This is a genomic window from Paraburkholderia sp. SG-MS1, from assembly GCF_012275575.1.
Taxonomy (GTDB): Bacteria; Pseudomonadota; Gammaproteobacteria; order Burkholderiales; family Burkholderiaceae; genus Paraburkholderia.
The window spans coordinates 1-19,887 of sequence record NZ_NPIH01000239.1 but is presented as its reverse complement, the minus strand read 5'-3'; the positions used below and the strand labels follow the sequence as shown (position 1 = coordinate 19,887).

Annotated in this window: 17 protein-coding genes; 11 read left to right on the top strand and 6 right to left on the bottom strand. The window is 63.8% G+C overall.

Features of this window, described 5'->3' with window-relative positions:
• Nucleotides 1–403: 403 nt before the first annotated feature.
• The 4 genes from CIC12_RS23155 (at nucleotide 404) to CIC12_RS23140 (ending at nucleotide 3,705) form a co-directional block, all read left to right on the top strand.
• Complete coding sequence (locus CIC12_RS23155; protein WP_168667332.1) at nucleotides 404–1,873, top strand: tetratricopeptide repeat protein; 1,470 nt, start codon at nucleotides 404–406, stop codon at nucleotides 1,871–1,873.
• 53 nt (nucleotides 1,874–1,926) lie between these two features.
• A complete protein-coding gene (locus CIC12_RS23150; protein WP_168667330.1) occupies nucleotides 1,927–2,409 on the top strand; it encodes a glycoside hydrolase family 108 protein in 483 nt (160 codons plus the stop codon).
• Nucleotides 2,409–3,101: a hypothetical protein gene (locus tag CIC12_RS23145; RefSeq protein WP_168667434.1), complete on the top strand. Its 693-nt coding sequence runs from the start codon at nucleotides 2,409–2,411 to the stop codon at nucleotides 3,099–3,101. Before CIC12_RS23150 ends, CIC12_RS23145 begins: the two co-directional genes overlap by 1 nt.
• Nucleotides 3,102–3,387: 286 nt before the next feature.
• Entirely contained in the window at nucleotides 3,388–3,705 is a 318-nt protein-coding gene (locus tag CIC12_RS23140; protein WP_168667328.1) for a DUF4148 domain-containing protein, read from the top strand.
• Nucleotides 3,706–4,029: 324 nt separating this feature from the next.
• On the opposite strand, the gene CIC12_RS23135 is transcribed toward CIC12_RS23140, so the two are convergent.
• The 6 genes from CIC12_RS23135 to CIC12_RS23110 form a co-directional block, all read right to left on the bottom strand.
• Nucleotides 4,030–4,278, bottom strand: a complete 249-nt coding sequence (locus tag CIC12_RS23135) for a hypothetical protein (protein WP_168667326.1) — start codon at nucleotides 4,276–4,278, stop codon at nucleotides 4,030–4,032.
• 257 nt (nucleotides 4,279–4,535) lie between these two features.
• Entirely contained in the window at nucleotides 4,536–5,579 is a 1,044-nt protein-coding gene (locus CIC12_RS23130; RefSeq protein ID WP_168667324.1) for a phytoene/squalene synthase family protein, read from the bottom strand.
• A gap of 171 nt (nucleotides 5,580–5,750) precedes the next feature.
• Nucleotides 5,751–6,635: an amidohydrolase family protein gene (locus CIC12_RS23125; protein WP_168667322.1), complete on the bottom strand. Its 885-nt coding sequence runs from the start codon at nucleotides 6,633–6,635 to the stop codon at nucleotides 5,751–5,753.
• 41 nt (nucleotides 6,636–6,676) lie between these two features.
• On the bottom strand, nucleotides 6,677–8,578 hold the full coding sequence (locus CIC12_RS23120; protein ID WP_174772161.1) for a feruloyl-CoA synthase: 1,902 nt from the start codon (nucleotides 8,576–8,578) through the stop codon (nucleotides 6,677–6,679).
• A gap of 120 nt (nucleotides 8,579–8,698) precedes the next feature.
• Nucleotides 8,699–10,150 (bottom strand): aldehyde dehydrogenase, encoded by a 1,452-nt coding sequence (locus CIC12_RS23115; RefSeq protein WP_168667320.1) that lies wholly within the window; start codon nucleotides 10,148–10,150, stop codon nucleotides 8,699–8,701.
• A 54-nt stretch (nucleotides 10,151–10,204) separates the two neighbouring features.
• On the bottom strand, nucleotides 10,205–11,032 hold the full coding sequence (locus CIC12_RS23110) for a p-hydroxycinnamoyl CoA hydratase/lyase (RefSeq protein ID WP_168667318.1): 828 nt from the start codon (nucleotides 11,030–11,032) through the stop codon (nucleotides 10,205–10,207).
• Nucleotides 11,033–11,198: 166 nt separating this feature from the next.
• Between CIC12_RS23110 and CIC12_RS23105 the strand changes: the two genes are divergently transcribed.
• The 7 genes from CIC12_RS23105 (at nucleotide 11,199) to tehA (ending at nucleotide 19,742) form a co-directional block, all read left to right on the top strand.
• Nucleotides 11,199–11,669, top strand: coding sequence for a MarR family winged helix-turn-helix transcriptional regulator (locus tag CIC12_RS23105; protein WP_238812831.1), 471 nt, complete (start codon nucleotides 11,199–11,201; stop codon nucleotides 11,667–11,669).
• Nucleotides 11,670–12,005: 336 nt separating this feature from the next.
• Complete coding sequence (gene mhpT / locus CIC12_RS23100; RefSeq protein ID WP_446728033.1) at nucleotides 12,006–13,253, top strand: 3-(3-hydroxy-phenyl)propionate transporter MhpT; 1,248 nt, start codon at nucleotides 12,006–12,008, stop codon at nucleotides 13,251–13,253.
• Between the two features lie 72 nt (nucleotides 13,254–13,325).
• A complete protein-coding gene (locus CIC12_RS23095) occupies nucleotides 13,326–14,468 on the top strand; it encodes a porin (RefSeq protein WP_168667314.1) in 1,143 nt (380 codons plus the stop codon).
• A 16-nt stretch (nucleotides 14,469–14,484) separates the two neighbouring features.
• On the top strand, nucleotides 14,485–16,221 hold the full coding sequence (locus tag CIC12_RS23090) for a tannase/feruloyl esterase family alpha/beta hydrolase (RefSeq protein ID WP_168667429.1): 1,737 nt from the start codon (nucleotides 14,485–14,487) through the stop codon (nucleotides 16,219–16,221).
• Between the two features lie 393 nt (nucleotides 16,222–16,614).
• A complete protein-coding gene (locus CIC12_RS23085; protein WP_238812830.1) occupies nucleotides 16,615–18,132 on the top strand; it encodes an ATPase domain-containing protein in 1,518 nt (505 codons plus the stop codon).
• A 6-nt stretch (nucleotides 18,133–18,138) separates the two neighbouring features.
• The gene (locus CIC12_RS23080; RefSeq protein ID WP_168667312.1) at nucleotides 18,139–18,489 is read left to right on the top strand and encodes a response regulator; all 351 of its coding nucleotides are present in this window, start codon (nucleotides 18,139–18,141) and stop codon (nucleotides 18,487–18,489) included.
• Between the two features lie 236 nt (nucleotides 18,490–18,725).
• Nucleotides 18,726–19,742: a dicarboxylate transporter/tellurite-resistance protein TehA gene (gene tehA, locus CIC12_RS23075; RefSeq protein WP_168667310.1), complete on the top strand. Its 1,017-nt coding sequence runs from the start codon at nucleotides 18,726–18,728 to the stop codon at nucleotides 19,740–19,742.
• Nucleotides 19,743–19,887 lie beyond the last annotated feature (145 nt).

The following is a 19,887-nucleotide window of genomic DNA, read 5'->3' as shown; positions in this document are numbered from 1 at the left end:
CGTATGCGGCCGTGTAGTACGTGGCCGCATAGTATCTTGCCGTTCAGTCCGGGGCTGAACGGCATTTTTTTTGTGTCGCGAGAAAGCGGGCAATGAAGCGGCGACGTACTGCGTCGCTTGAATAACGCCGCACCTGCTTCGTTCTCAGAGCAGGACGCGACAAGCAGGTTGTCTCGCAGCCGTTCCTTCCTGTCTTCCGTGGGCTTGTCCCACGCGATGTCATCCGCCGGCCAACTTCCCTCCCGAATGCGTTGGCTTGCGCACAACACTTTTCACGTGCGCGACCTCTGCGTTACCCACACGCCGCTTGCACAGGGGCCGGCGTCCTCATGGCACGTTCAATGCGTTATTGCGCCCAGTCAAGTCGCGCAGTGCCCAACAACGCTTTGAAACGAGGTGCGTCATGTCGAGTATGCAAAGTCCACGTCGGCCAATGAATTGGCGCGGCCGGCCATTCCGTCCAGGCTGCGCCGCACCAAGGCGCCATGGTCGCCAAACCCGCCGTTTCGCCGGATTCCTGCCGCTCGGATGGCGTGCCGTCGGCTTTATCGGCACGGGTCCGAAGCAGGTGTGGCCATACATTCTGCCGTGGTTCTTCCTTCTGCTTGCGATCGGCTTTTCCTGCCTCGTCGTGCGCGGCGTGCTCAACCGGCAATTGCTGGTGCCGCCCGTCGAAACACCGCAATCACTTTCACAGCGCGGCTACACGTCGAGCTTTCTCGCAGAGCGAATCATGTCTTCCATGCGGGATATCGCCGAGGATGCCGATTCGATTCCTCACGACACGATGACCGACACCGACTCCCAACCCGACATCCAGCTTCCTGGTCAGGATATGTCGTACGCGTCGACGGTCCGCTTCATCAAGGGGATCATCAAGCGCACGGACGTCGTCGTTCATGTCGGCATCACGAAAATCAACGAGAGCGCCGACTCGTACATTGCCCATGTGCAAATAGAAGGCGGCCCGTTCAATTCCCGCGAAAGCACCGTGCCGTTCGAAGGACGTGACCTGGAAGATTTCGTGCACGGGATCGCTGTCGAAGCGATGCGCCTCGCCGAACCGAATATTCTCGCCAGCCATCTCTATTCACAGGTCCGGAAAACCAGATGCCATCCGCAAGAGTGCCGCTACAACGAGATCATCGCGATCTACGACAAGGTTCTTACCCTGCCCTCGCCCGAGCAAAGGGAATGGGCGCTCGCGGGCAAAGCGTGGCTGCTGACCGATCAAGGGGAGTCGAAAGCGGAAGAGGCAGAACGGCAAACCCGCGAGGCGCTGACCGTCTACAAGCATTCGGCGATTCTGCACGCGAGTCTCGGCCGCGCCCTCGCACAGCAGGAACGCCTCGACGACGCACTCGAAGCATTGCGTGCCGGCGCGAGGGAGAAATCGAAGACAGCCGAAAACCTGCGCCTTCTCGGTGACGTCCTGTTGCGCGCGCATCGTAACGAAGAAGCACTCGACGCGTTCAGACAGGCCGACGAAATGAATCCGGGCTCCGTCGACAATCTGCACGACTGGGGCGAAGCGCTCGACAGGGTCGGCCGATACGACGAAGCGATCGACAAGCTCTCGCGCGCCATCTCGCTGCGGCCCGATCTTGCGCCGTCCTACGCGGAAATGGGCCGGGCACTCGATCACAAGGGTGATCTGCGTGGCGCCTCGCGCAAGTATGCGCAAGCGCTGGAACGCGATGCGGGCACGTTGACCGCTCACGAGACTCAACTCGCGCGCCTCGCCAACGCAGTGGAGGGCGGCGGCGCACCGGACGCACCGAGACCCGATGCGCGCACTCGACCCGTTTCGAATCCACGCCCAGCACTTCCGTTTCAAGCATCACTTGACGTATCACCCGACGCCGAAGCGTAACCGCAGAAGCACCCACGTTCCTGTCGTACATACAGCTGGAGAGGAGAAGTCGAATGGACAACTTTGAAGACGCATTCAGGGCTCTGATCGGAAACGAAGGCGGTTACTGCTTCAATCCGGCCGATCCCGGCGGCGAAACGATGTGGGGCGTGACTGCTCGCGTCGCGCGCAGCGAGGGCTACAACGGCGCGATGAAAGATCTGCCGCTGGAAACCGCGAAGGAAATTGCCAAGCAGAAGTACTGGGATCCGCTGCATCTCGACGAAATCGATCCACGCGTGGCTTTCCAGATCTTCGACGCGAATTACAACGGCGGCCTCGTCGTGTTGTGGATGCAAAAAGCGTCCGGCGCGAAGGAAGACGGTAAGTTCGGCCCAGACACCCTGAATGCGGTCAAAAGCACTGACGCGATGAAGTTCGTCATGCGCTTCGCCGCCTATCGCCTGCGATACCTGCGCAACCTTCACACATGGCCTCATTTCAGCCGTGGCTGGACCGAACGGATGGCCGCCAATCTTCTTCTGGGAGCAGCATGATGGACTGGTCAAAAGTAGCGTCGAACATTGGCAGCACGGCCCCGCTTCTCGCCGGGCTGGTAGGCGGTCCCGTCGGACTGGGCGTGACGGCTGCGGCGGCGATCATTTCGCATGCGCTCGGCACGCCGAGCGATCCGGCCTTCGTGGAACCGGCGTTGAACGATCCCAGCGCGCTCGAAAAAATCAGGCAGGCCGAGAGTGCGAACTCTCTGCAATTGCAGCAACTGGTCGTGACCGCGGCCCAGGCGAGACTTGCGCACGAAACCGATATGGCGCGTATCGAAGCCGACGATCGGGCCAATGCGCGCGCGATGGCGACCACCAATCGCGACTGGGTACCCAAGGTACTCGCGATGGCGGTCACCACGGGCTTCTTCGGCATTCTGATGTTGATGGCGTTCCAGCCGTTACCGGGGACCAACAAGGACCTCGTCAACGTGATCGTCGGCGCGCTGGGCACCGCGTGGATCAGCATCATCGGCTACTACTTCGGCACCTCGGTTGGGTCGATGCGGAAAACCGAACTGCTCGCCAAGCCTAGCGTGCCCATCACGCCGGATAGCGCACTCACGCTGCGCGAACCGGCATCGGCACCGGCCGCGCGTGCACAAGCCGCGCCGGCCCCGGTGCCGCACGAAGTGCTCCAGCCGTTCACGCCGGGCGGACAGGGCCCGATTTTCTCGGGCAGTTGAGCAGCCGCTCGTCACTGATGCAAGGCACGCGGGGAGAATGCAGCGCTGCGTGCCTTGCGGGATCGACGGGCTGCGTGAGTTCCGGTGGGATGTCGTGGCATGACAGTGACGGCGTCTACTGCGCCCGCGCGTCGCCCCGAAGTTCCCCTGATTTGTCTCAAAATCCGCAACAAACAATACCTGAAGCGGTGATTACTCTGCGCACATCGCAAAACTACAATGTAATCACTGACTACGAACAAGAACGTTCGCAGCAAGACAAAATCCGAACTGGAGGTAGTTCATCATGAAATCGCTCATTCAAGCTGTTGTCATCGCCACTGTGCTGGCCGCTCCTGTTGCTTCGTTTGCGCAGTCCAACCAGCCTGTGACCCGCGCCCAGGTGCGTGCGGAACTGGTCCAACTCGAAAAGGCCGGCTATCAACCGGGTCACGCCGACCCGCACTACCCGGCTGACATTCAAGCCGCGCAAGCTCGTGTCGATGCGCAAAACGGCACTGCTCAAGCAGCGGCAAGTGGCTTCGGTGGAGTGTCGAGCGGCTCGTCGCAGTCGGGCCACGCTGTCACGGCAAACGGTCAGAAGTCGATCTACTTCGGCCAGTAAGCCGCCATCAAGCGGACAGTAAGCAGCCGATAGACGGCTGTTAGCCGATCGGCTGCATGACTCATCGTTGTGTTATGCCGTCGCGCGCCGGTTTGCCGCTCCGCGCGTTGATGCAACGCGCTCGCTGATTCAAATGAACTGGCCCGCGGCCGGGTATCCCCGAGCGCGGGCCAGTTCCGTATTCATTACCTCCGTCATCGGGGCTCCCGATGACTTCGCCCGGACCTTCACGGTCTGGGCGCTTTTTCGGCGCTTTCGGCACGCCGTTTTTATTCGCTGCTCTGACGGTCCGCTCCGGTCAATATGGCAACGCCGGCGACCACGTCAGTCGCGCGCGATGAGATCGCCCACCTGGCCACGGCCAGTGACCAGACAGCTCGACAGAAAGTTTTCTCCCTGACTGCTGGCTGCAACGTCTCCAAACCCTTTCTTCAACGCGTTCGATTTGATCAGTTGCGCGCCCTGATGGCACGTGATGGTCCCGACCTCTCCGGCTTGCGCGCGCATCAACGCTCTATCCGCCATCAGATATCCAAGCAACAGCACCACGGCAATATTGAACGCTTGTCTCATGGGTCGCCTCCTCTTTAGAAGAGACTAACGCGAACCGGAGACGCACGGTCCTAGGGGTTTCCCGATTGATCGCCATTCAATGATGCAGATTAAATCGGGTAAGTACTGCCGGCGTTACTAGCATGTGGGATACGGCATGCCGCTCTTGCGCAGTCAAGTTGGCCTGGCACGGTACGCTTGCAGCCCGCCTCGCGCCCTGCCCGAACAGTGGCCATGCCGCGGAAGGCCGCTCATGCAGCGACATCTTCTGCAGCTTTTTACAGCCGCGCTTCGATCAGCCCGATGCGTTTTTCGATCGCGTTGCGCACCAGTCCATTCGACGACACCAGCAGCAGCGACGACGCGATGATCCGATACACCGTATTGCGCCGCACCTTGGAAACCTTCTGCGGATCGAGCCACGCGTCGTTATCGACCAGCAGCAACAGTGTCTCGAGGCCGATCAGAATCGGCCACAAACACGCGAGACGCAAACGCACGGAAAACGCCGGAATCGCCAGCGTGTAGTCCAGAGCCTCGCGGAAATGATCGAGCGTCTTGCGCAGAAGCTCGACCAGCAGCGGTCGCGCACGCAGCGAGTTGGCCGGCACAAGCAGATCTCGCGCAGCGAGCCCGTACGGGTCCAACATGCTCTGCGGCAGATAGCAGCGGCCGATGCGCAAGTCCTTGCCGCAATCGCGCAGCACGTTGGTCATTTGCAGCGCCTTGCCGAAACTCACACCGCGGCGCGCCATCGTGCCGGGTTGCTCCTTCAGCGTGCCCGGCATGTGCGCATAGGTCATCGTGGTCCAGAACTCGCCGACACACCCCGCCACCAGATACGTATAACGGTCGAGATCATCGTATCCGGAAAGCGCCGCGATGTGCCCGGATCGTTCGTCGGGAAAGGTGCGCAGATCGAATTCCATGCCCTCGGTCAGCGTCGTGACGATCTCGCGCACGGCCTTGCGGTCCGCTTCGCTCAATTGCGACAGCACGTCGAGCGCGGGGCCGAGCGATTCGAGCAACACCTTTTCGTCGGACTGGATCTGCTGACTCGCCACTTCGTCAGCCATGCGTCGCAGCGCTGCGTCGTCCGTGGCGCCGTTCACCTGTTCGCGCAGCGACAGCAGCAGCGCGAGACGTTGTTCGGGCGAGATCAGCGAGGTGTCGGCGATCGTATCGGCCGCGCGCGCCAGCAGGTAGGCGAGACCGATCGGATCGCGCATGCCGGCGGGCAGCACGCGCAGCGTGAGATAGAAGGAGCGTGAAACGCCTTTCAGGAGCGGGCCGAGAAGGAAGGCCCGGGTCGGATTCGGCATGGATCGGATAGAGTCGGTATGGGGCAGGAAGCGGGCACGAAGCGGGCACGAAGCGGGCAAAAAAACGGGCGAACATCAGGCGCTGCCGAATTGTATACGGCGCGCGCCTTTGCCATGCGCAAGTGTTTCCACGCTTGCCTCACATCGACCGTCGATCGGCCCCGCTTGCCCTCAGGCCTGATCGCCCAGCCCCAGCAACCCGATCGCGTTCCGCTTGAGAATCAGCGGCTGCACCTCCTCCCTGAAGCCGACCTGCCTGAAATCCTCCAGCCAGCGGTCGGGCTGAATCAGCGGGAAGTCGGAGCCGAACAGCATTTTGCGCTTCAGCACCGTGTTGGCGTGACGGATCAATTCTGGCGAAAAGTACTTCGGCGACCAGCCGGACAGATCGATATACACATTGGGCTTATGCAATGCGATCGACAACGCCTGCTCCTGCCACGGCCACGACGGATGCGCGATCACGATGTTCATATCGGGGAAATCCGCGGCGACATCGTCGAGATGAATCGGCTCCGAGTACTTCAACCGTAACCCGCCGCCGCCCCGCATGCCGGAGCCCATGCCGGAATGACCGCTGTGGAACACGGCCGTGAGCTTGTACCCGGCGATCAGTTCGTAAAGCGGATAAGCCAGGCGGTCATTGGCAAAAAACGCCTGCATGGTCGGATGGAACTTGAAGCCGCGCACGCCATATTCTTCGATCAGCCTGCGCGCCTCCCGCACACCCATCTTGCCCTTGTGCGGATCGATGCTCGCGAACGCGATCATGATGTCGCTGTTCTTCCGCGCGAATTCGGCGATCTCCTCGTTCGGAATGCGCCGCCGGCCGAGATTCGCTTCGCAGTCGACGGTGAACATGACGAAGCCGATCTTGCGCTCGCGATAATGTTCGATGGTCTCGGGAATCGTCGGCCGCCTGCCGAGCTTCAGCACGGTGCCGAAGTACTTGTCAGCGGCATCGTCGACCTCCTTACCGAACAGATCGGGCGGCTGGCAGCACGAGACTTCCGCGTGCACGTGCGTGTCGATTGCAACGAGTTGGTCGAGGTTCATCTACAGATTTCCTGTCGGTGCCCGGGTTCGAGCGTCACGCATTACAGCGCGCCGCACGCGCTCGCGACGATCACAGCGGGATCGCGCTGCGCCGCGTCGTACATCGTCTCGACGAGCGCAGCCCGATGGGTCAGCACCGCGCGTTGATTGATCGAGCCTTTGTCGGTGATCTCGCCGAGGTCGAGCGAAGGCGCGACGTCCATCAGCCGCAAGCGCGCGATGGTGGTGGCGCTGCCGGTCGCGCCGCGGTTGAGGGTGTCGAGCAGCGCCGCGAAGTGTGCCCGCACGGCGGGCGCATCGACCACCTCGCGCGCACTCGCCGAGGCCGGCACACCCGCGAGGCGCCTGCAATCGTCGAGTCGCGGAAACACCAGCAGACCGACGTCGTCGCGGTTCATGCCGGTCACCACCACGTCCTGCACATACGGCGCCCCTTCGGAAATGACCCGCGTGCGCATCGGCCCGACGCTGACGAAAGTGCCCGAACTCAGCTTGAAATCCTCGGCGACCCGCCCGTCGAACAGCAGCCCCAACTCGGGCCGCTCCACGTCGACGAAGCGCACCGCGTCACCGCTGCAAAAATAGCCTTCTTCGTCGAACGTATCGGCTTGCTCCGCCGCGTTCGCGCGCCAGTAACCGGGCATCACATGAGGGCCCCGATAGCGCGCTTCGAGCTTGTCGCCGACCCGCGCGAGCTTGACCTCGCAGCCGTGCGCGGGCAGGCCCACGTAACCCGCGCTCATGATGGGCCCGGTGGTGAACAGGCACGATGGGGACGTCTCGGTCATCCCGAGTCCGGCCATGATGCGAATGCGCTCGCCGCAGTACTTTTCCGTGACGCGTTCGAGCCGGTCCCACGCCGCTTGCGACAACCCCGCGCCCGAGAAGAAATACACCTTCACTCGTGAAAAGAACGTCTCGCGCAACTGCGCGTCCTGCTCCAGCGCGGTCGTCAGTTCTTCCCAGCCCTTTGGCACATTGAAGTAGATAGTCGGGGCGATGTCGCGCAAATTGCGCAGCGTGTCGCCGAACTTGCCGTTGACCGGCTTGCCGTCGTCGATATAAAGCGTGCCGCCGTTGTAGAGCGCGATGCCCACGTTGTGACTGCCGCCGAACGTATGGTTCCAGGGCAGCCAGTCGACCAGCACCGGCGGCTCCTTGGCGAACTCGGGAAACGTTTCGAGCAGCATCTGCTGGTTGCTGCACAGCATGCGGTGCGTGGTCGGCACCGCCTTCGGCAGTTTGGTCGAACCCGAGGTGAACAGAAACTTGGCGATCGCGTCCGGGCTCACCGCCGCGTGAGCGGCATCGACCGTGGTGGGCGTGGTGCGCAGCAGCTCACTGAACGCCGTCACCTGGCGCCCGCTTTGCGGTTCGCGCGGCAACGTCGCGGCGGCGACTTCGACACCGGCCGGCACGACCGCGTCGATCGCCTTGGCGAACGCGTCGTAGCCGCTCACGAAAACAAGGCCGGGCGTCAACAGGTCGATCGTATGGCGCAGCTTGCCGTAGTCACCGGATGCCAACGCATAGGCCGGAGAAATCGCCGCATACGGAATGCCGGCCCACATCGCGCCGAGCGCGAGTTGCAAATGATCGAGATCATTGCCCGACAGAATCGCGACGGGCCGCTCGGCGGACAGATTGCGCGCCAGCAAAGCCTGGCCGATGGCGCGTGCGCTTTGCAGCGCGTGCGCGTAGCTCAGGCCGATCCATTGACCGTCGCTGCCGCGGCGCGCCGCCAGCCAGCGCTCGGGATGCGCCTGCGCGCCGCTCGCGAGCCGCTGCGTCAAACGCTGCGGATGCTCGCCGAGCGCTTCGGCCGCTTGCAGATACCAAGCGTCCCCCTGCCGCCGCATACGCAACGACGAAGCGCCGATCGTCGTCGCCCGGTATCGCGTCGGCGCGCCGGAGGTGTTCGTTTGTGTCGGCTCGGAATGCAAAGCCTGTCTCCCTGGAAAGGTGCCTGCGCGCCGTCTCGCGACGGCATCGGGCGCTCCGCTCGATGCGGCGGAACAACCTTCTCTATGTACTGTTTCGATCAACCTTCGAAGCTCGGACGATCAGACCGGATAGTGGCGCGGCCCGGTCTGAATCGTGATCCAGCGCAGATCGGTGAATTCGGCAATCGACGCCTTGCTGCCAAAGCGCCCGTAGCCGCTCTTCTTTACGCCGCCGAACGGCATCTGCGCTTCGTCGTGCACGGTCGGGCCGTTGATGTGGCAAATGCCCGATTCGATCCGCCTGGCCACGTTCAATGCACGCGACACGTCGCGGCTGAATACCGCGGCGGAAAGACCATACTCGCTATCGTTAGCAACCCGAACCGCTTCTTCGTCGCCGTCCACGCGCTGCACCGTGACCACCGGGCCGAAGGACTCATCCGCATACAGCTTCATGGCGGGCGTGATGCCGTCGACGATCACCGGTTGCATCACCGCACCCTCGACCGTGCAGCCGACCGGCAGTTGCGCGCCCTTGTCGCGCGCGTCGTCGATCAACGCCTTGATGCGCCGCGCCGACGCCGCGCTTTCGAGCACACCGAGCACCGAGTCTGCGGCGGCCGGGTCGCCAGCCTTCAAGGTACGCGCCTTGGCTGCCAGCTTCTCTACTAGCGCATCGGCAATCTTGCGATCGACGATCACCCGCTCCGTCGACATGCAGATTTGGCCCTGGTTGAAGAATGCACCGAACGCGATGCCGGCCACGGCCGCGTCGAGATCGGCGTCGTCGAGCACGACCACGGGTGCCTTACCGCCCAGTTCAAGCAAAGCCGGCTTCAGATGCTGCGCTGCATGTTGCGCGACGATGCGCCCAACGCGCGTCGAGCCGGTGAAGTTGACGCGCCGCACCGCAGGATGCGCGATGAGACGTTCCACGATAGCCGGCGCGTCTTCGGCGGCATGCGTGACGACGTTCACGACGCCATCGCCAAGCCCCGCCTCGTGCAACACGCTGCCGATCAGCCGATGCACGCCCGGACAGCCCTCCGACGCCTTGAACACGACCGTGTTGCCGCAAGCGAGCGGCATCGCGAGCGCCCGCGTGCCGAGGATCACCGGCGCGTTCCACGGCGCCATGCCGAGCACCACGCCGCACGGCTGACGCACGGCCATCGCGAGACTGCCGGGCACGTCGGACGGAATCACGTCGCCGTCGATCTGCGTGGTCATCGCGGCGGCTTCGCGCAGCATGTTGGCCGCGAGCATCACGTTGAAGCCGTACCAGTTCGGCATTGCGCCGGTTTCGGCCACGCCGGTTTCGATGAACTGCGCGGTACGCGCGTCCATCAGGTCGGCTGCGGCGAGCAGCCGTTTGCGGCGTTCGGTGGGTGCCAGCGCCGACCATGCCGGAAAAGCACGCGCCGCGGCGTCGACCGCCGCGTCCGCGTCGGCCAGCGTCGCGGCAGGCGCGCGTGAAGCGGCCTGACCGCTCGCGGGATTGATCCGCTCGAACGTCTTGCCGTCCGATGCGCCGCGGCTCTCGCCGTCGATCAACAAAGTCACTTCATGCATAGGTGTCTCCTCGCGTGTCTGTTTCGCTCGAACCTGAGGTGCTGCGCAAAACGCTCAGCGTTTATAGGCTTGCAGGCCCGGCTTGATCGCCTTGTCGTCGAGGAACTGCTTCAGGCCCTGCTCGCGGCCATGCTCGGGGTCGCGCAGTTGCGCCTGGTCCAGCTTGGCGTACAGGTAGTCTTCGTTCTGCTCCCACGTCAATTCACGGCTGCGCTTGAAGCCGTGCTTGGCCGCACGCAACACCACCGGGTTCTTCTCCAGCAGTTTGCCAGCAAGCGCACGCGTCGCCTCACGCAATCCGGCGCGTGGCACGCTGCTGTTGACGAGGCCCATTTGCGCCGCCTGTTGGCCCGTGAAAGTCTCGCCCGTCATGATGTAGTACAGCGCCTGACGATGCCCGACGGTGTCGGCCATCGCCTTGCTCACCAGATTGCCCGGTGGAATGCCCCAGTTGATTTCGGAGAGGCCGAACACCGCTTCGTCCGCGGCGATGGCGAGATCGCACGCCACCAGCGGCGAGAAACCGCCGCCGAAACACCAGCCGTTGACCATCGCGATGGTCGGCTTCGAATACATGCGCAGCAGTTGCCATTGCCAACGCGACGCGTCGCGGCGAATCTTTTCCTGCAGGATTTCCGGGCCCGCATCGACCTCGCGGAAATATTCCTTCAGGTCCATGCCGGCGGTCCACGCATCGCCCTCGCCAGTCAGCACGAGAACCTGCGCTTCGGCGTCGAGCTCGACCGCTTCCAGCACCTCGATCATTTCCTTGTTCAGCGTCGGGCTCATCGCGTTGCGCTTCTCGGGACGGTTCAACGTCACCCATGCGATACCCTCGACGACATCGACCTTGACGGTTTTCCAACGGCCTTCGTAGTTCATCTGTTTTCTCCGTGAATGTCGACCGCGCAGCGGCCTGATGGACACATTTAATATCAGGTTGCCTGATATGTAAAGCGGAAATTCGCCGGCTCGGTGCAAACCCCTAGCGACGGTTTCGGGGGGCCGGCGCGCTAAGATGCGGGATAGACCGAACCTCCTGTCCATCATGAGCAAAAATCAAAAGCCAGCCGCCGAGCCCACCGCCGCACGCCCCCGCAGATCCAGCCTGCGCCTGACCTATGTGATCGGCAGCCTCGATCGCATCCTGCGGCGCCGCATGACTGAAGCGCTCGCGCCGCTCGGTCTCACGCTCGCGCAATTCACGGCGCTTTCCGTGCTTGAGGCGAAGGGGCAGGCGTCCAATGCACAAGTCGCCGAGCGCTCGTTCATCACGCCGCAATCGGCCAACGAAGTGATGAACGCGATGGCGAGCCGCAATTGGGTCAGCCGCGAACCCGACCCGACGCACGGCCGCATCGTGCTGCTGCAATTGACGGACGAAGGGCGCGCCGTGCTGCGCGAATGCGAACTGGCCGTCAAGTCCATCGAGAAACAGATGATGGAAGGCATCGAACTCGACGTGGCCGGCGCGCTTCAGACTCACCTCGAAACTTTCGTTCGGAATCTGCGCGGCTAGATTCTCCGCGCCGCCAGAGTGCTAGGTGTTTTCACCGAAGAATTTGCACTTGTTTTATCAGCCTACCTGATATTAAATCCACATCACGATGCGGCGTATGGAGAGACGCCGCTGGCCTCGTAGCACACACGCCGTCACGTGGACATCGACACGATGCGCCGCGCGCTGCGGTGTGGCGAGGCGTCCCATCACGCGCTTGATGCCGATCTGACCACCGTTTTGCCCATGCCGTCCGTCGACCGGACGGCTCGGGCCCGCACGCGCGTGGGCGCCTGGCCGGCATCTGCCGTACTTCATCAAAACCGGAAACCACGCATTTTAATAAGGATCACTAACGTGAAAAGAACCGGAACATTGACTCCGACGCAAGGCGTTTCCGCCCCGGCGGCATCCGGCCGATCGGGCGCCGCGATCACGCTTGGATTGTGTTTTGCGATTGCGCTGCTCGAAGGGCTCGACCTGCAGTCGGTCGGCGTGGCCGCACCACGCATGGCGCGCGAGTTCGGCCTGTCGGTCGGACAGATGGGTCTCGCGTTCAGCGCCGGTACTTTCGGCTTGCTGCCGGGCGCCATGTTCGGCGGACGACTCGCCGACCGCATCGGCCGCAAGCGCGTGCTGGTGATTTCCGCGTGCCTGTTCGGCCTGCTCTCGATCATGACCGCGCTGGTCAGCGACTTTCACACACTGGTGATCGTGCGCGTGCTGACGGGCATCGGGCTCGGCGGCGCGTTGCCGAACCTGATTGCGTTGTCGTCGGAAGCGGTCGAGCCGCGTGCGCGCAGCACCGCCGTCAGCGTGATGTATTGCGGCATTCCGTTCGGCGGCGTGATCGCGTCGGTGATCGGCGTGATGAGCGCGGGCGACGCCGAGTGGCGCCACATCTTCTATGTGGGCGGTGCGGGGCCTTTGCTGCTGGTGCCGCTGCTGCTCCTGTTTCTCGCGGATTCGAAGGCATTCACCGAGGCCTCGCACGACGGACGCATCAAGCCCGCGCCAGTCGGCGAAATCCTGTTCGGCGGCACGCGTGGACTCTCCACCGTGCAGATCTGGGTCAGCTACTTCTGCACGCTGATCGTCCTCTACTTCTTGCTCAACTGGCTGCCTTCGCTGATGGCCGCAAGCGGTCTGGCGCGCGCGCAGGTCGGTTACGTGCAGATCTTCTTCAACGTGGGCGGCGGGATCGGCGCGCTGTGCATCGGCATGTTGATGGATCGGATGCGCTCCCGTGTCGTGGTGGCGGGCATGTACGTCGGCATCATCGCGTCGCTCGCGGCGCTCTCGATGGCGCCCGGCTTCGGTGCGCTCGCCGCCGCCGCATTCTTCGCGGGGATGTTCGTGATCGGCGGGCAATCGGTGTTGCACGCGCTGTCCGCCGCGTTCTATCCAACCGCGATGCGCGGCACCGGCGTCGGCGCGGCGGTGGCCGTGGGGCGCGTCGGCTCGGTGGTCGGGCCGCTGGCCGCCGGTCAATTGCTGGCGATGGGGCGCAGTTCGTCGACGGTGATCGGCGCAAGCATTCCGGTGACAGTGATCGCCGCCGCGGCCGCATTGCTGTTACTGCGCCGCCCGCGCGCCGACGAATGAGCGCGCAGCCCCGCAAGAAGACCTGACAACAACAACACAGACGTTCAATCAAACGGTTTGGAGACATCTTTCATGCAAGCATCCGCACGCCTTCTACTCTGCGGCGCACTGTGCGCGGTCAGCGGGGCCGCAGCAGCGCAATCGAGTGTGACACTCTACGGCATCGTCGACACCGGCATCGAATACGTTTCCCACGCGAACGCAGCGGGCAAGAGCATATTCCGCATGCCCGCCGTCACCGGCGAGTTTCCGTCACGCTGGGGACTGCGCGGCAACGAAGACCTCGGCGGCGGCTATAGCGCGGTCTTCACACTGGAAAGCGGCTTCAATGTGCGCGCCGGCGATCTCGGCCAGGGCGGCCGGCTGTTCGGCCGTCAGGCGTTCATGGGCATCAAGAGCCCGTACGGCACGCTCACGTTCGGGCGCCAGTACACGATGACCTACCTTGCGCTGATGGGCGCGGACCTGATCGGACCGGACATCTACGGGCTGGGCTCGCTCGACGCGTATGTGCCGAACGCGCGCGCCGACAACTCCATGACCTACCTCGGCAGCTATGCGGGGGTGACGCTCGGCGCGAATTATTCGTTCGGCCGCGACGCCGCTGGCACCGGCAACTCGCCGGGCCAGGGCACCTGCACCGGTTCGGTTCCCGGTCATGCCACGGAATGTCGCGAATGGTCAGTGATGCTGAAGTACGACACGCCGTTGTTCGGCGTGGCAGCTTCATACGAAGAACAGCGCGGCGGCAGCACCGCAGCGGCAAACTTTTTCGACGGCGTAGCGCCGACTCCGCTCATCAATGCCGCCGACAAGGACATCCGCACGCATGTGAGCGCCTACGCAAACCTCGGCAGCCAGGCCAAGCTCGGCCTGGGCTGGCTGAATCGCCGCGTCGATACGTCGTCCGCCGCGCTCGCCGATGTGCGCTCGAATCTGTTTTTCGTCGCCGCATCGTATTTCGTGACGCCCGCTTTCATCGTCGACGGCGAGGTCTATCACATCACCAATAGCGACCACGACACGCGCGCCACGATGGGCACCCTGCGCACCACCTATCTGCTGTCGAAGCGCACCGCCGTCTACGCGCAAGGCTCGTATCTCGCCAACAGCGCGAAGGCTCGCTACTCGGTCAGCGGCGGGGGCGGCGGCACAACGCCTTCTGCAGGCACCGGCCAGACCGGCGTGATGCTCGGCATTCGTCATTCGTTCTAGGAGATCTCGCATGAACATGAAGCGCACTTCTATCGCGCTCGCAGCGGCTGCCGCGCTCGGCCTCGCCGCATGCGGCGGCAATGACACCGACAGTGGCAACAGCAGTGTCCACAGCAGCGCCAATGCGTTACCGCATCTGAGCGCGGCCACGCCCGGCACGCTCACGGGCAATTGCGCGGCGCTGGCCGCGAAACTCACGTTCGCCAACACGGTTTTCACCACGGTGACAGACGTGGCGGCCGGCACGCTGAAAGTGGCCGACAAACCGGTCGCCGAACACTGCCTCATCCAGGGCAACATGAACCAGCGCGTGAGCAGCGTCGACGGCAAGACGTATGCGATCGGCTTCGAGATGCGCTTGCCGCTGGCATGGAACGGCCGCTTCTTCTACCAGGCCAATGGTGGTCTGGACGGCAACGTCCTGACCGCCACCGGCGAGATCGGCGGCGGCGGTCCGACCAACGACGCGCTCAACATGGGCTTCGCGGTCATCAGCTCGGATGCGGGGCATAGCGCTTCGCAGAATCCGCTGTTCGGGCTCGACCCGCAGGCGCGCATCGACTACGGCTATCACGCGGTCGCCACGCTCACGCCGATGGCCAAACAGGTGATCAAGCTCGCCTACGGCAAGGCGCCGGACCGCAGCTATTTCGACGGCTGCTCCAACGGCGGCCGCCACGCGCTGGTCGCGGCAGCGCGCTCATCGGCCGAATACGACGGCATCATTGCGGGCGACCCCGGCTTCCATCTGCCGAAGGCCGCGATCGGCGAGATGTGGAGCGCGCAACAACTGGCGAAGGTCGCGACCGCGACCACGGCCAATGGTTTGCCCGACATCACGACCGGCTTTACCGCCGCCGAACGTCAGATGGTCGCCTCGAAGATACTGGCCAAGTGCGACGCGCTCGACGGCGCGAGTGACGGCCTCATTCAGGATATCAAGGCATGCCAGGCAAATTTCAGCCTGGCCAACGACGTTCCCACCTGCGCGAACAACGCGCGCGACGGAAGCTGTCTGACGAGCGCGCAGAAGGACGCGATCGGCAACGTGTTCTCGGGCGCGCGCAACAGTGCGGGTACGGCGCTGTACTCAAGTTTTCCGTACGACGCGGGTCTTGGCCCGGGCTGGTCGGCATGGAAGCAGGCTAATTCGATCACGCTCGATCCGGCCGCGGCGGCCTTCACATTCACGACCCCGCCGCAAAGCGCCGCCGTGTTGAGCCAGTTGTCCGCCTACGCGCTGAACTTCAGCATGGACACCGACGCACCGAAAATCTTCGCCACCGGCGGTGCATACAGCGAGTCGGCCTGGTCGTTCATGACGCCGCCCGATGAAACCAGCCTGGGTGCATTGAAGCAACGCGGCGCGAAGCTAATGGTTTATCACGGCACGAGCGACCCGGTGTTTTCATCGAACGACACGACCGACTGGTATCAGCGCCTGAGTGCGGCCAACGGCGGCGACGCCTCGAACTTCGCGCGGCTCTACACGATCGCCGGCATGAACCATTGCAGCGGCGGCCCGAGCACCGACCAGTTCGACCTGCTCACGCCGATGATCGCGTGGGTCGAACAAGGCAAGGCGCCGGACGGCGTGCTCGCGAGCGCGCGCGATGCGAGCAGCGTCACGCCCAACGCCGACGTTCCGGCTGGCTGGGGCACGGGACGCACGCGGCCACTCTGCGCGTATCCGAAAGTGGCCCGTTACCAGGGCGGCGACGTCAACGCGGCGAGCAGCTTCATGTGTAGCTAAGCCGCCGGTAAGCGCGGGCCAGGGCCCGGACCGCCCGCGCTCTGCATCGCTGCCGTCCGGCGCGTGAGCAACGCCTGCGGCTCGCGCATGCGCGTCGTTTTTGCATGCGCGAAGCGACATCGTTACATCGGACCGAAAACAAGACTCGCCACCGCACGTCGATAACCATCGACCATCGCGTCTCCTCCCCCTTCCGCTACACTCATCCACAGCCCGTACGCGCCGCCGTTTCATTCCCGGAGCGCGCCGTGGCCGGATAGAATCACGGGCATTCAATTCCCAGGCGCGTCAAGGCACCCGTGGGAATACGAATTGCTGGCAATGTTCAGTTCGAGCACAAGACGGTTTCGGTACGCACCGTCGCTTTTCCGCACTCTGGATGACAGATCGACAATGACTATCCCCGAATCTCAACCGTTCTCCCGGCCTGGCGCGACCCCTTCGAGCGCGATCTCTTCTCCTGGCGTCCGGGCCAACGTGGAAACGGGTGTGCCCGGCTTCGACGATATCCTCGGTGGAGGTCTGGTCCGCGGCGGCGTCTATCTGCTGGAAGGGATGGCGGGGGCCGGCAAGACAATTTTGTCGAGCCAGATCGGCTTTCATCGTGTACGCCAGGGCGAGAAGGTGCTGTACATGACGCTGATCGCCGAGTCGCACGATAAGCTGCTGGGACACCTCAAAGGCCTGAGCTTCTTCGACGAGACCGCCGTCGCACAGCAAATGCTGTTCGTCTCCGGCTATCACGAGCTGATGCAGGACGGTCTCGACGGCTTCCTCAAGCTGATTGCATCGAGCATCTACGACTACCGGCCGAGTCTGATGATCATCGACGGCTTCCGCAGCGCGCGCGAGTTCAGCGAAACCGAGCTGTCCTTGTCGAAGTTCATTCACGAGCTCAATGCGCTGGTCGCAGCCATGGATTGCACCACGTTGCTGCTCGCGCCGCTCTCCGGCAACGAACCGCATCCCGAGCACACGCTGGTCGACGGTCTGATCGAACTGAACCGCTACAGCGACGGCATGCGCCGCGCCCGTGAAATCGAAGTGCACAAGATGCGCGCGCGCAACCATCTGATGGGCAAGCACTTCTTCCGCATCGCCGAAAGCGGGCTGCTGATGTACCCGCGCCTCGAAGCGCAATGCGCGATGAAGCCGGGCCCGGTCGATCTCACCACGCGCCTCGGCTTCGGCTTGCCGCATCTGGACGGCCTGCTCGGCGGCGGCTTTGCGCAAGGCTCGACGACTACGCTGATCGGACCGTCGGGCGTCGGCAAGACCATGCTTTGTTTGCAGTTCCTCGCGGCCGGCGTGGCGCGCGGCGAACGCTGTGTGTATCTCGGCTTTTACGAAGGACCGCAACGGCTGATCGGCAAAGCCGAGGCGGTCTCGATCGCGCTGACCGAAGGATACGAAGACGGCCGCCTCGTCGTGCAATGGCAACCGGCCATCGAACTCGCCGTCGACGAACTCGCGGCCAACGCGCTTGCCACCGTCAAGAGAATCGGCGCGTCGCGCATCGTGATCGACGGTGTGGAGGGCTTCCGCGATTCGGCGTTGCGCACCGAGCGCTTCGGCCTGTTCCTCAATGCGCTGCTGCATCAGCTTCGCGAAATCGGTGTCACCACGCTGCTGACCGAAGAACTGCCGCTTTACGCCGACCCCGGTTACGCGAAGAGCGTGCGGGTCTCGGCATTGACCGAGAACCTCGTGCTGCTGCGTTACGCGGAGTCCGAGACGGGTCTGCGGCGCATGATTTCCATCGTCAAGCAGCGTGAAAGCGCGCATGACACTTCGCTGCGCGAACTCGTGATTTCGTCGCAAGGCCTCGACGTGATCGACAGTGGCGTGTCGGCCAACGCGTCCACAGCGCAGGGCTTGTCGGCCACGCTGCAGCCACGGCGCACGACGTAGCCGCTCATGAAAACCATTCTGGTCGTGGACGACGAGTTCGACATCCTCACGGTCTGGCGGCTGTTGCTGGAGAGGCACGGCTATACCGTGATGACGGCGTCGAACGGGGCCGCCGCGCTCGAACAGATACGCAGGACACGGCCCGACATCATCGTGTCGGACTGCATGATGCCAGTCATGTCGGGACTGCAGCTATGTGCGGCGCTGTATGCCGACCCCGCTCTGCGCGAAATTCCTATCATCCTGTGCAGCGCGGCGTCGGACATTCCGGTGCAGCCAAATCCCACCATCGCCTACGCGCGCAAGCCGCTTTCTTTCGACGCGCTGCTCGCGATGCTCGAACGCATGTCGGCCTGACGGCCGTCGTCGCGACCCGGCGGCGGCCGAATGCCGCGCCGCGTGCGTCTAACCCTCCCTTCTTCGAGGCACCCCTCGCCAACCGCGACGAAACGGCAAACCCCGCAGATTGAGACGATCGCGCCATTTGTCGAGCGTTTGTCGCGTTCACCGATCGGCCGCCGCCTTTTACAGTGAGCCATCGATCGCGCAATCCCGGAACATCGGGGCGCGTCGCAACTTTCGGAGGCTCGGTGATGAACGGCAATCGTGGTGCGGTTCCAGTTGCTTTCTTCGGGATCGCGGTGGGCGCGCTGGCGTTCGCCAATTTGTGGCGTGTGGCGCTCAGGGTATGGCATCTGCCCGCCGTAGCGGGCACCCTGCTGACGGTCGCGGCGCTCGCCGTGTGGCTCGTCGTGATGGCCGCGTACGGGCACAAGTGGCTGACGCAGGCCGCCGACGCCCGCGCGGAAATGCAGCATCCGGTGCAATCGTCGTTTGCGGCGCTCGGGCCGGTGTCGAGCCTGCTCGCCGCGCAACAGCTGGAGCCGTATGCGCATACTCCGGCGCTCGGCCTGTTCGGCGTCGCCGCGCTCGCGCAACTGGCGCTCGGCGTGTATCTCCATGGACGGCTCTGGCAAGGCGGACGCAAGCCTGAACTGATCACGCCGGCCATTTATCTGCCGACCGTCGCGCCGAGTTTCGTCGCCGGGACGGCTGCCGCCGCCTTCGGTTTTCATCAGCTGGGCGAGCTGCTTTTCGGCGCCGGCGTGCTGTCATGGCTCGCACTCGAATCGCTGATTCTGCACCGCGCCGCCGTCCATGAGCCACTGCCCGAAGCATTGCGCCCGATCCTCGGCGTGCAACTCGCGCCGCCGGTCGTCGGCGGCCTGACTTACCTGAGCCTGAGCAGCGGCACGCCTGATCTGTTCGCGCTGGCCCTGCTCGGTGGCGGGCTGTATCAGGCGTTATTGCTGGTGCGGCTGCTGCCGTGGATCCGCCAGCAAGCGTTCGTGCCTGGGTATTGGGCCTTCAGCTTCGGCGTGGCCGCGCTGCCGACGATGGTTCTGCGGATGCTCGAACGCGGCGCCGCCGGTCCGCTCGAATGGGCCGCACCGGTTCTGTTCGTGGCGGCGAATGTGATCATCGGCATGCTGGCGGTGAAGACGCTGGGCTTGCTGGTGCAAGGCAAGCTGCTGCCGCCTGCCACCACCACCCCGGCGGCGCCGGTGAGGCAAGGGCCCGCCGATTCGCAGGTCGCGCAGGCGAGCTGATTGGTGAAAGCGGGGAGAGGCGTCTCCCCGCTTTCGTCTCACGGCCCAAGCATCGACGCGTCACGGCATCGATACGCCACCATCAAAACCCGTGCAACGACACCACGATCAACGCGGCCCCGACCACCGCCACGACATCCTCGAT

Bases quoted from the DNA above. Each gene is read 5' to 3' on its own strand.
- CIC12_RS23155 (WP_168667332.1), top strand. From the start codon at position 404: ATGTCGAGTATGCAAAGTCCACGTCGGCCAATGAATTGGCGCGGCCGG.
- CIC12_RS23150 (WP_168667330.1), top strand. From the start codon at position 1,927: ATGGACAACTTTGAAGACGCATTCAGGGCTCTGATCGGAAACGAAGGC.
- CIC12_RS23145 (WP_168667434.1), top strand. From the start codon at position 2,409: ATGGACTGGTCAAAAGTAGCGTCGAACATTGGCAGCACGGCCCCGCTT.
- CIC12_RS23140 (WP_168667328.1), top strand. From the start codon at position 3,388: ATGAAATCGCTCATTCAAGCTGTTGTCATCGCCACTGTGCTGGCCGCT.
- CIC12_RS23135 (WP_168667326.1), bottom strand. From the start codon at position 4,278: ATGAGACAAGCGTTCAATATTGCCGTGGTGCTGTTGCTTGGATATCTG.
- CIC12_RS23130 (WP_168667324.1), bottom strand. From the start codon at position 5,579: ATGCCGAATCCGACCCGGGCCTTCCTTCTCGGCCCGCTCCTGAAAGGC.
- CIC12_RS23125 (WP_168667322.1), bottom strand. From the start codon at position 6,635: ATGAACCTCGACCAACTCGTTGCAATCGACACGCACGTGCACGCGGAA.
- CIC12_RS23115 (WP_168667320.1), bottom strand. From the start codon at position 10,150: ATGCATGAAGTGACTTTGTTGATCGACGGCGAGAGCCGCGGCGCATCG.
- CIC12_RS23110 (WP_168667318.1), bottom strand. From the start codon at position 11,032: ATGAACTACGAAGGCCGTTGGAAAACCGTCAAGGTCGATGTCGTCGAG.
- CIC12_RS23105 (WP_238812831.1), top strand. From the start codon at position 11,199: ATGAGCAAAAATCAAAAGCCAGCCGCCGAGCCCACCGCCGCACGCCCC.
- CIC12_RS23095 (WP_168667314.1), top strand. From the start codon at position 13,326: ATGCAAGCATCCGCACGCCTTCTACTCTGCGGCGCACTGTGCGCGGTC.
- CIC12_RS23090 (WP_168667429.1), top strand. From the start codon at position 14,485: ATGAAGCGCACTTCTATCGCGCTCGCAGCGGCTGCCGCGCTCGGCCTC.
- CIC12_RS23085 (WP_238812830.1), top strand. From the start codon at position 16,615: ATGACTATCCCCGAATCTCAACCGTTCTCCCGGCCTGGCGCGACCCCT.
- CIC12_RS23080 (WP_168667312.1), top strand. From the start codon at position 18,139: ATGAAAACCATTCTGGTCGTGGACGACGAGTTCGACATCCTCACGGTC.
- tehA (WP_168667310.1), top strand. From the start codon at position 18,726: ATGAACGGCAATCGTGGTGCGGTTCCAGTTGCTTTCTTCGGGATCGCG.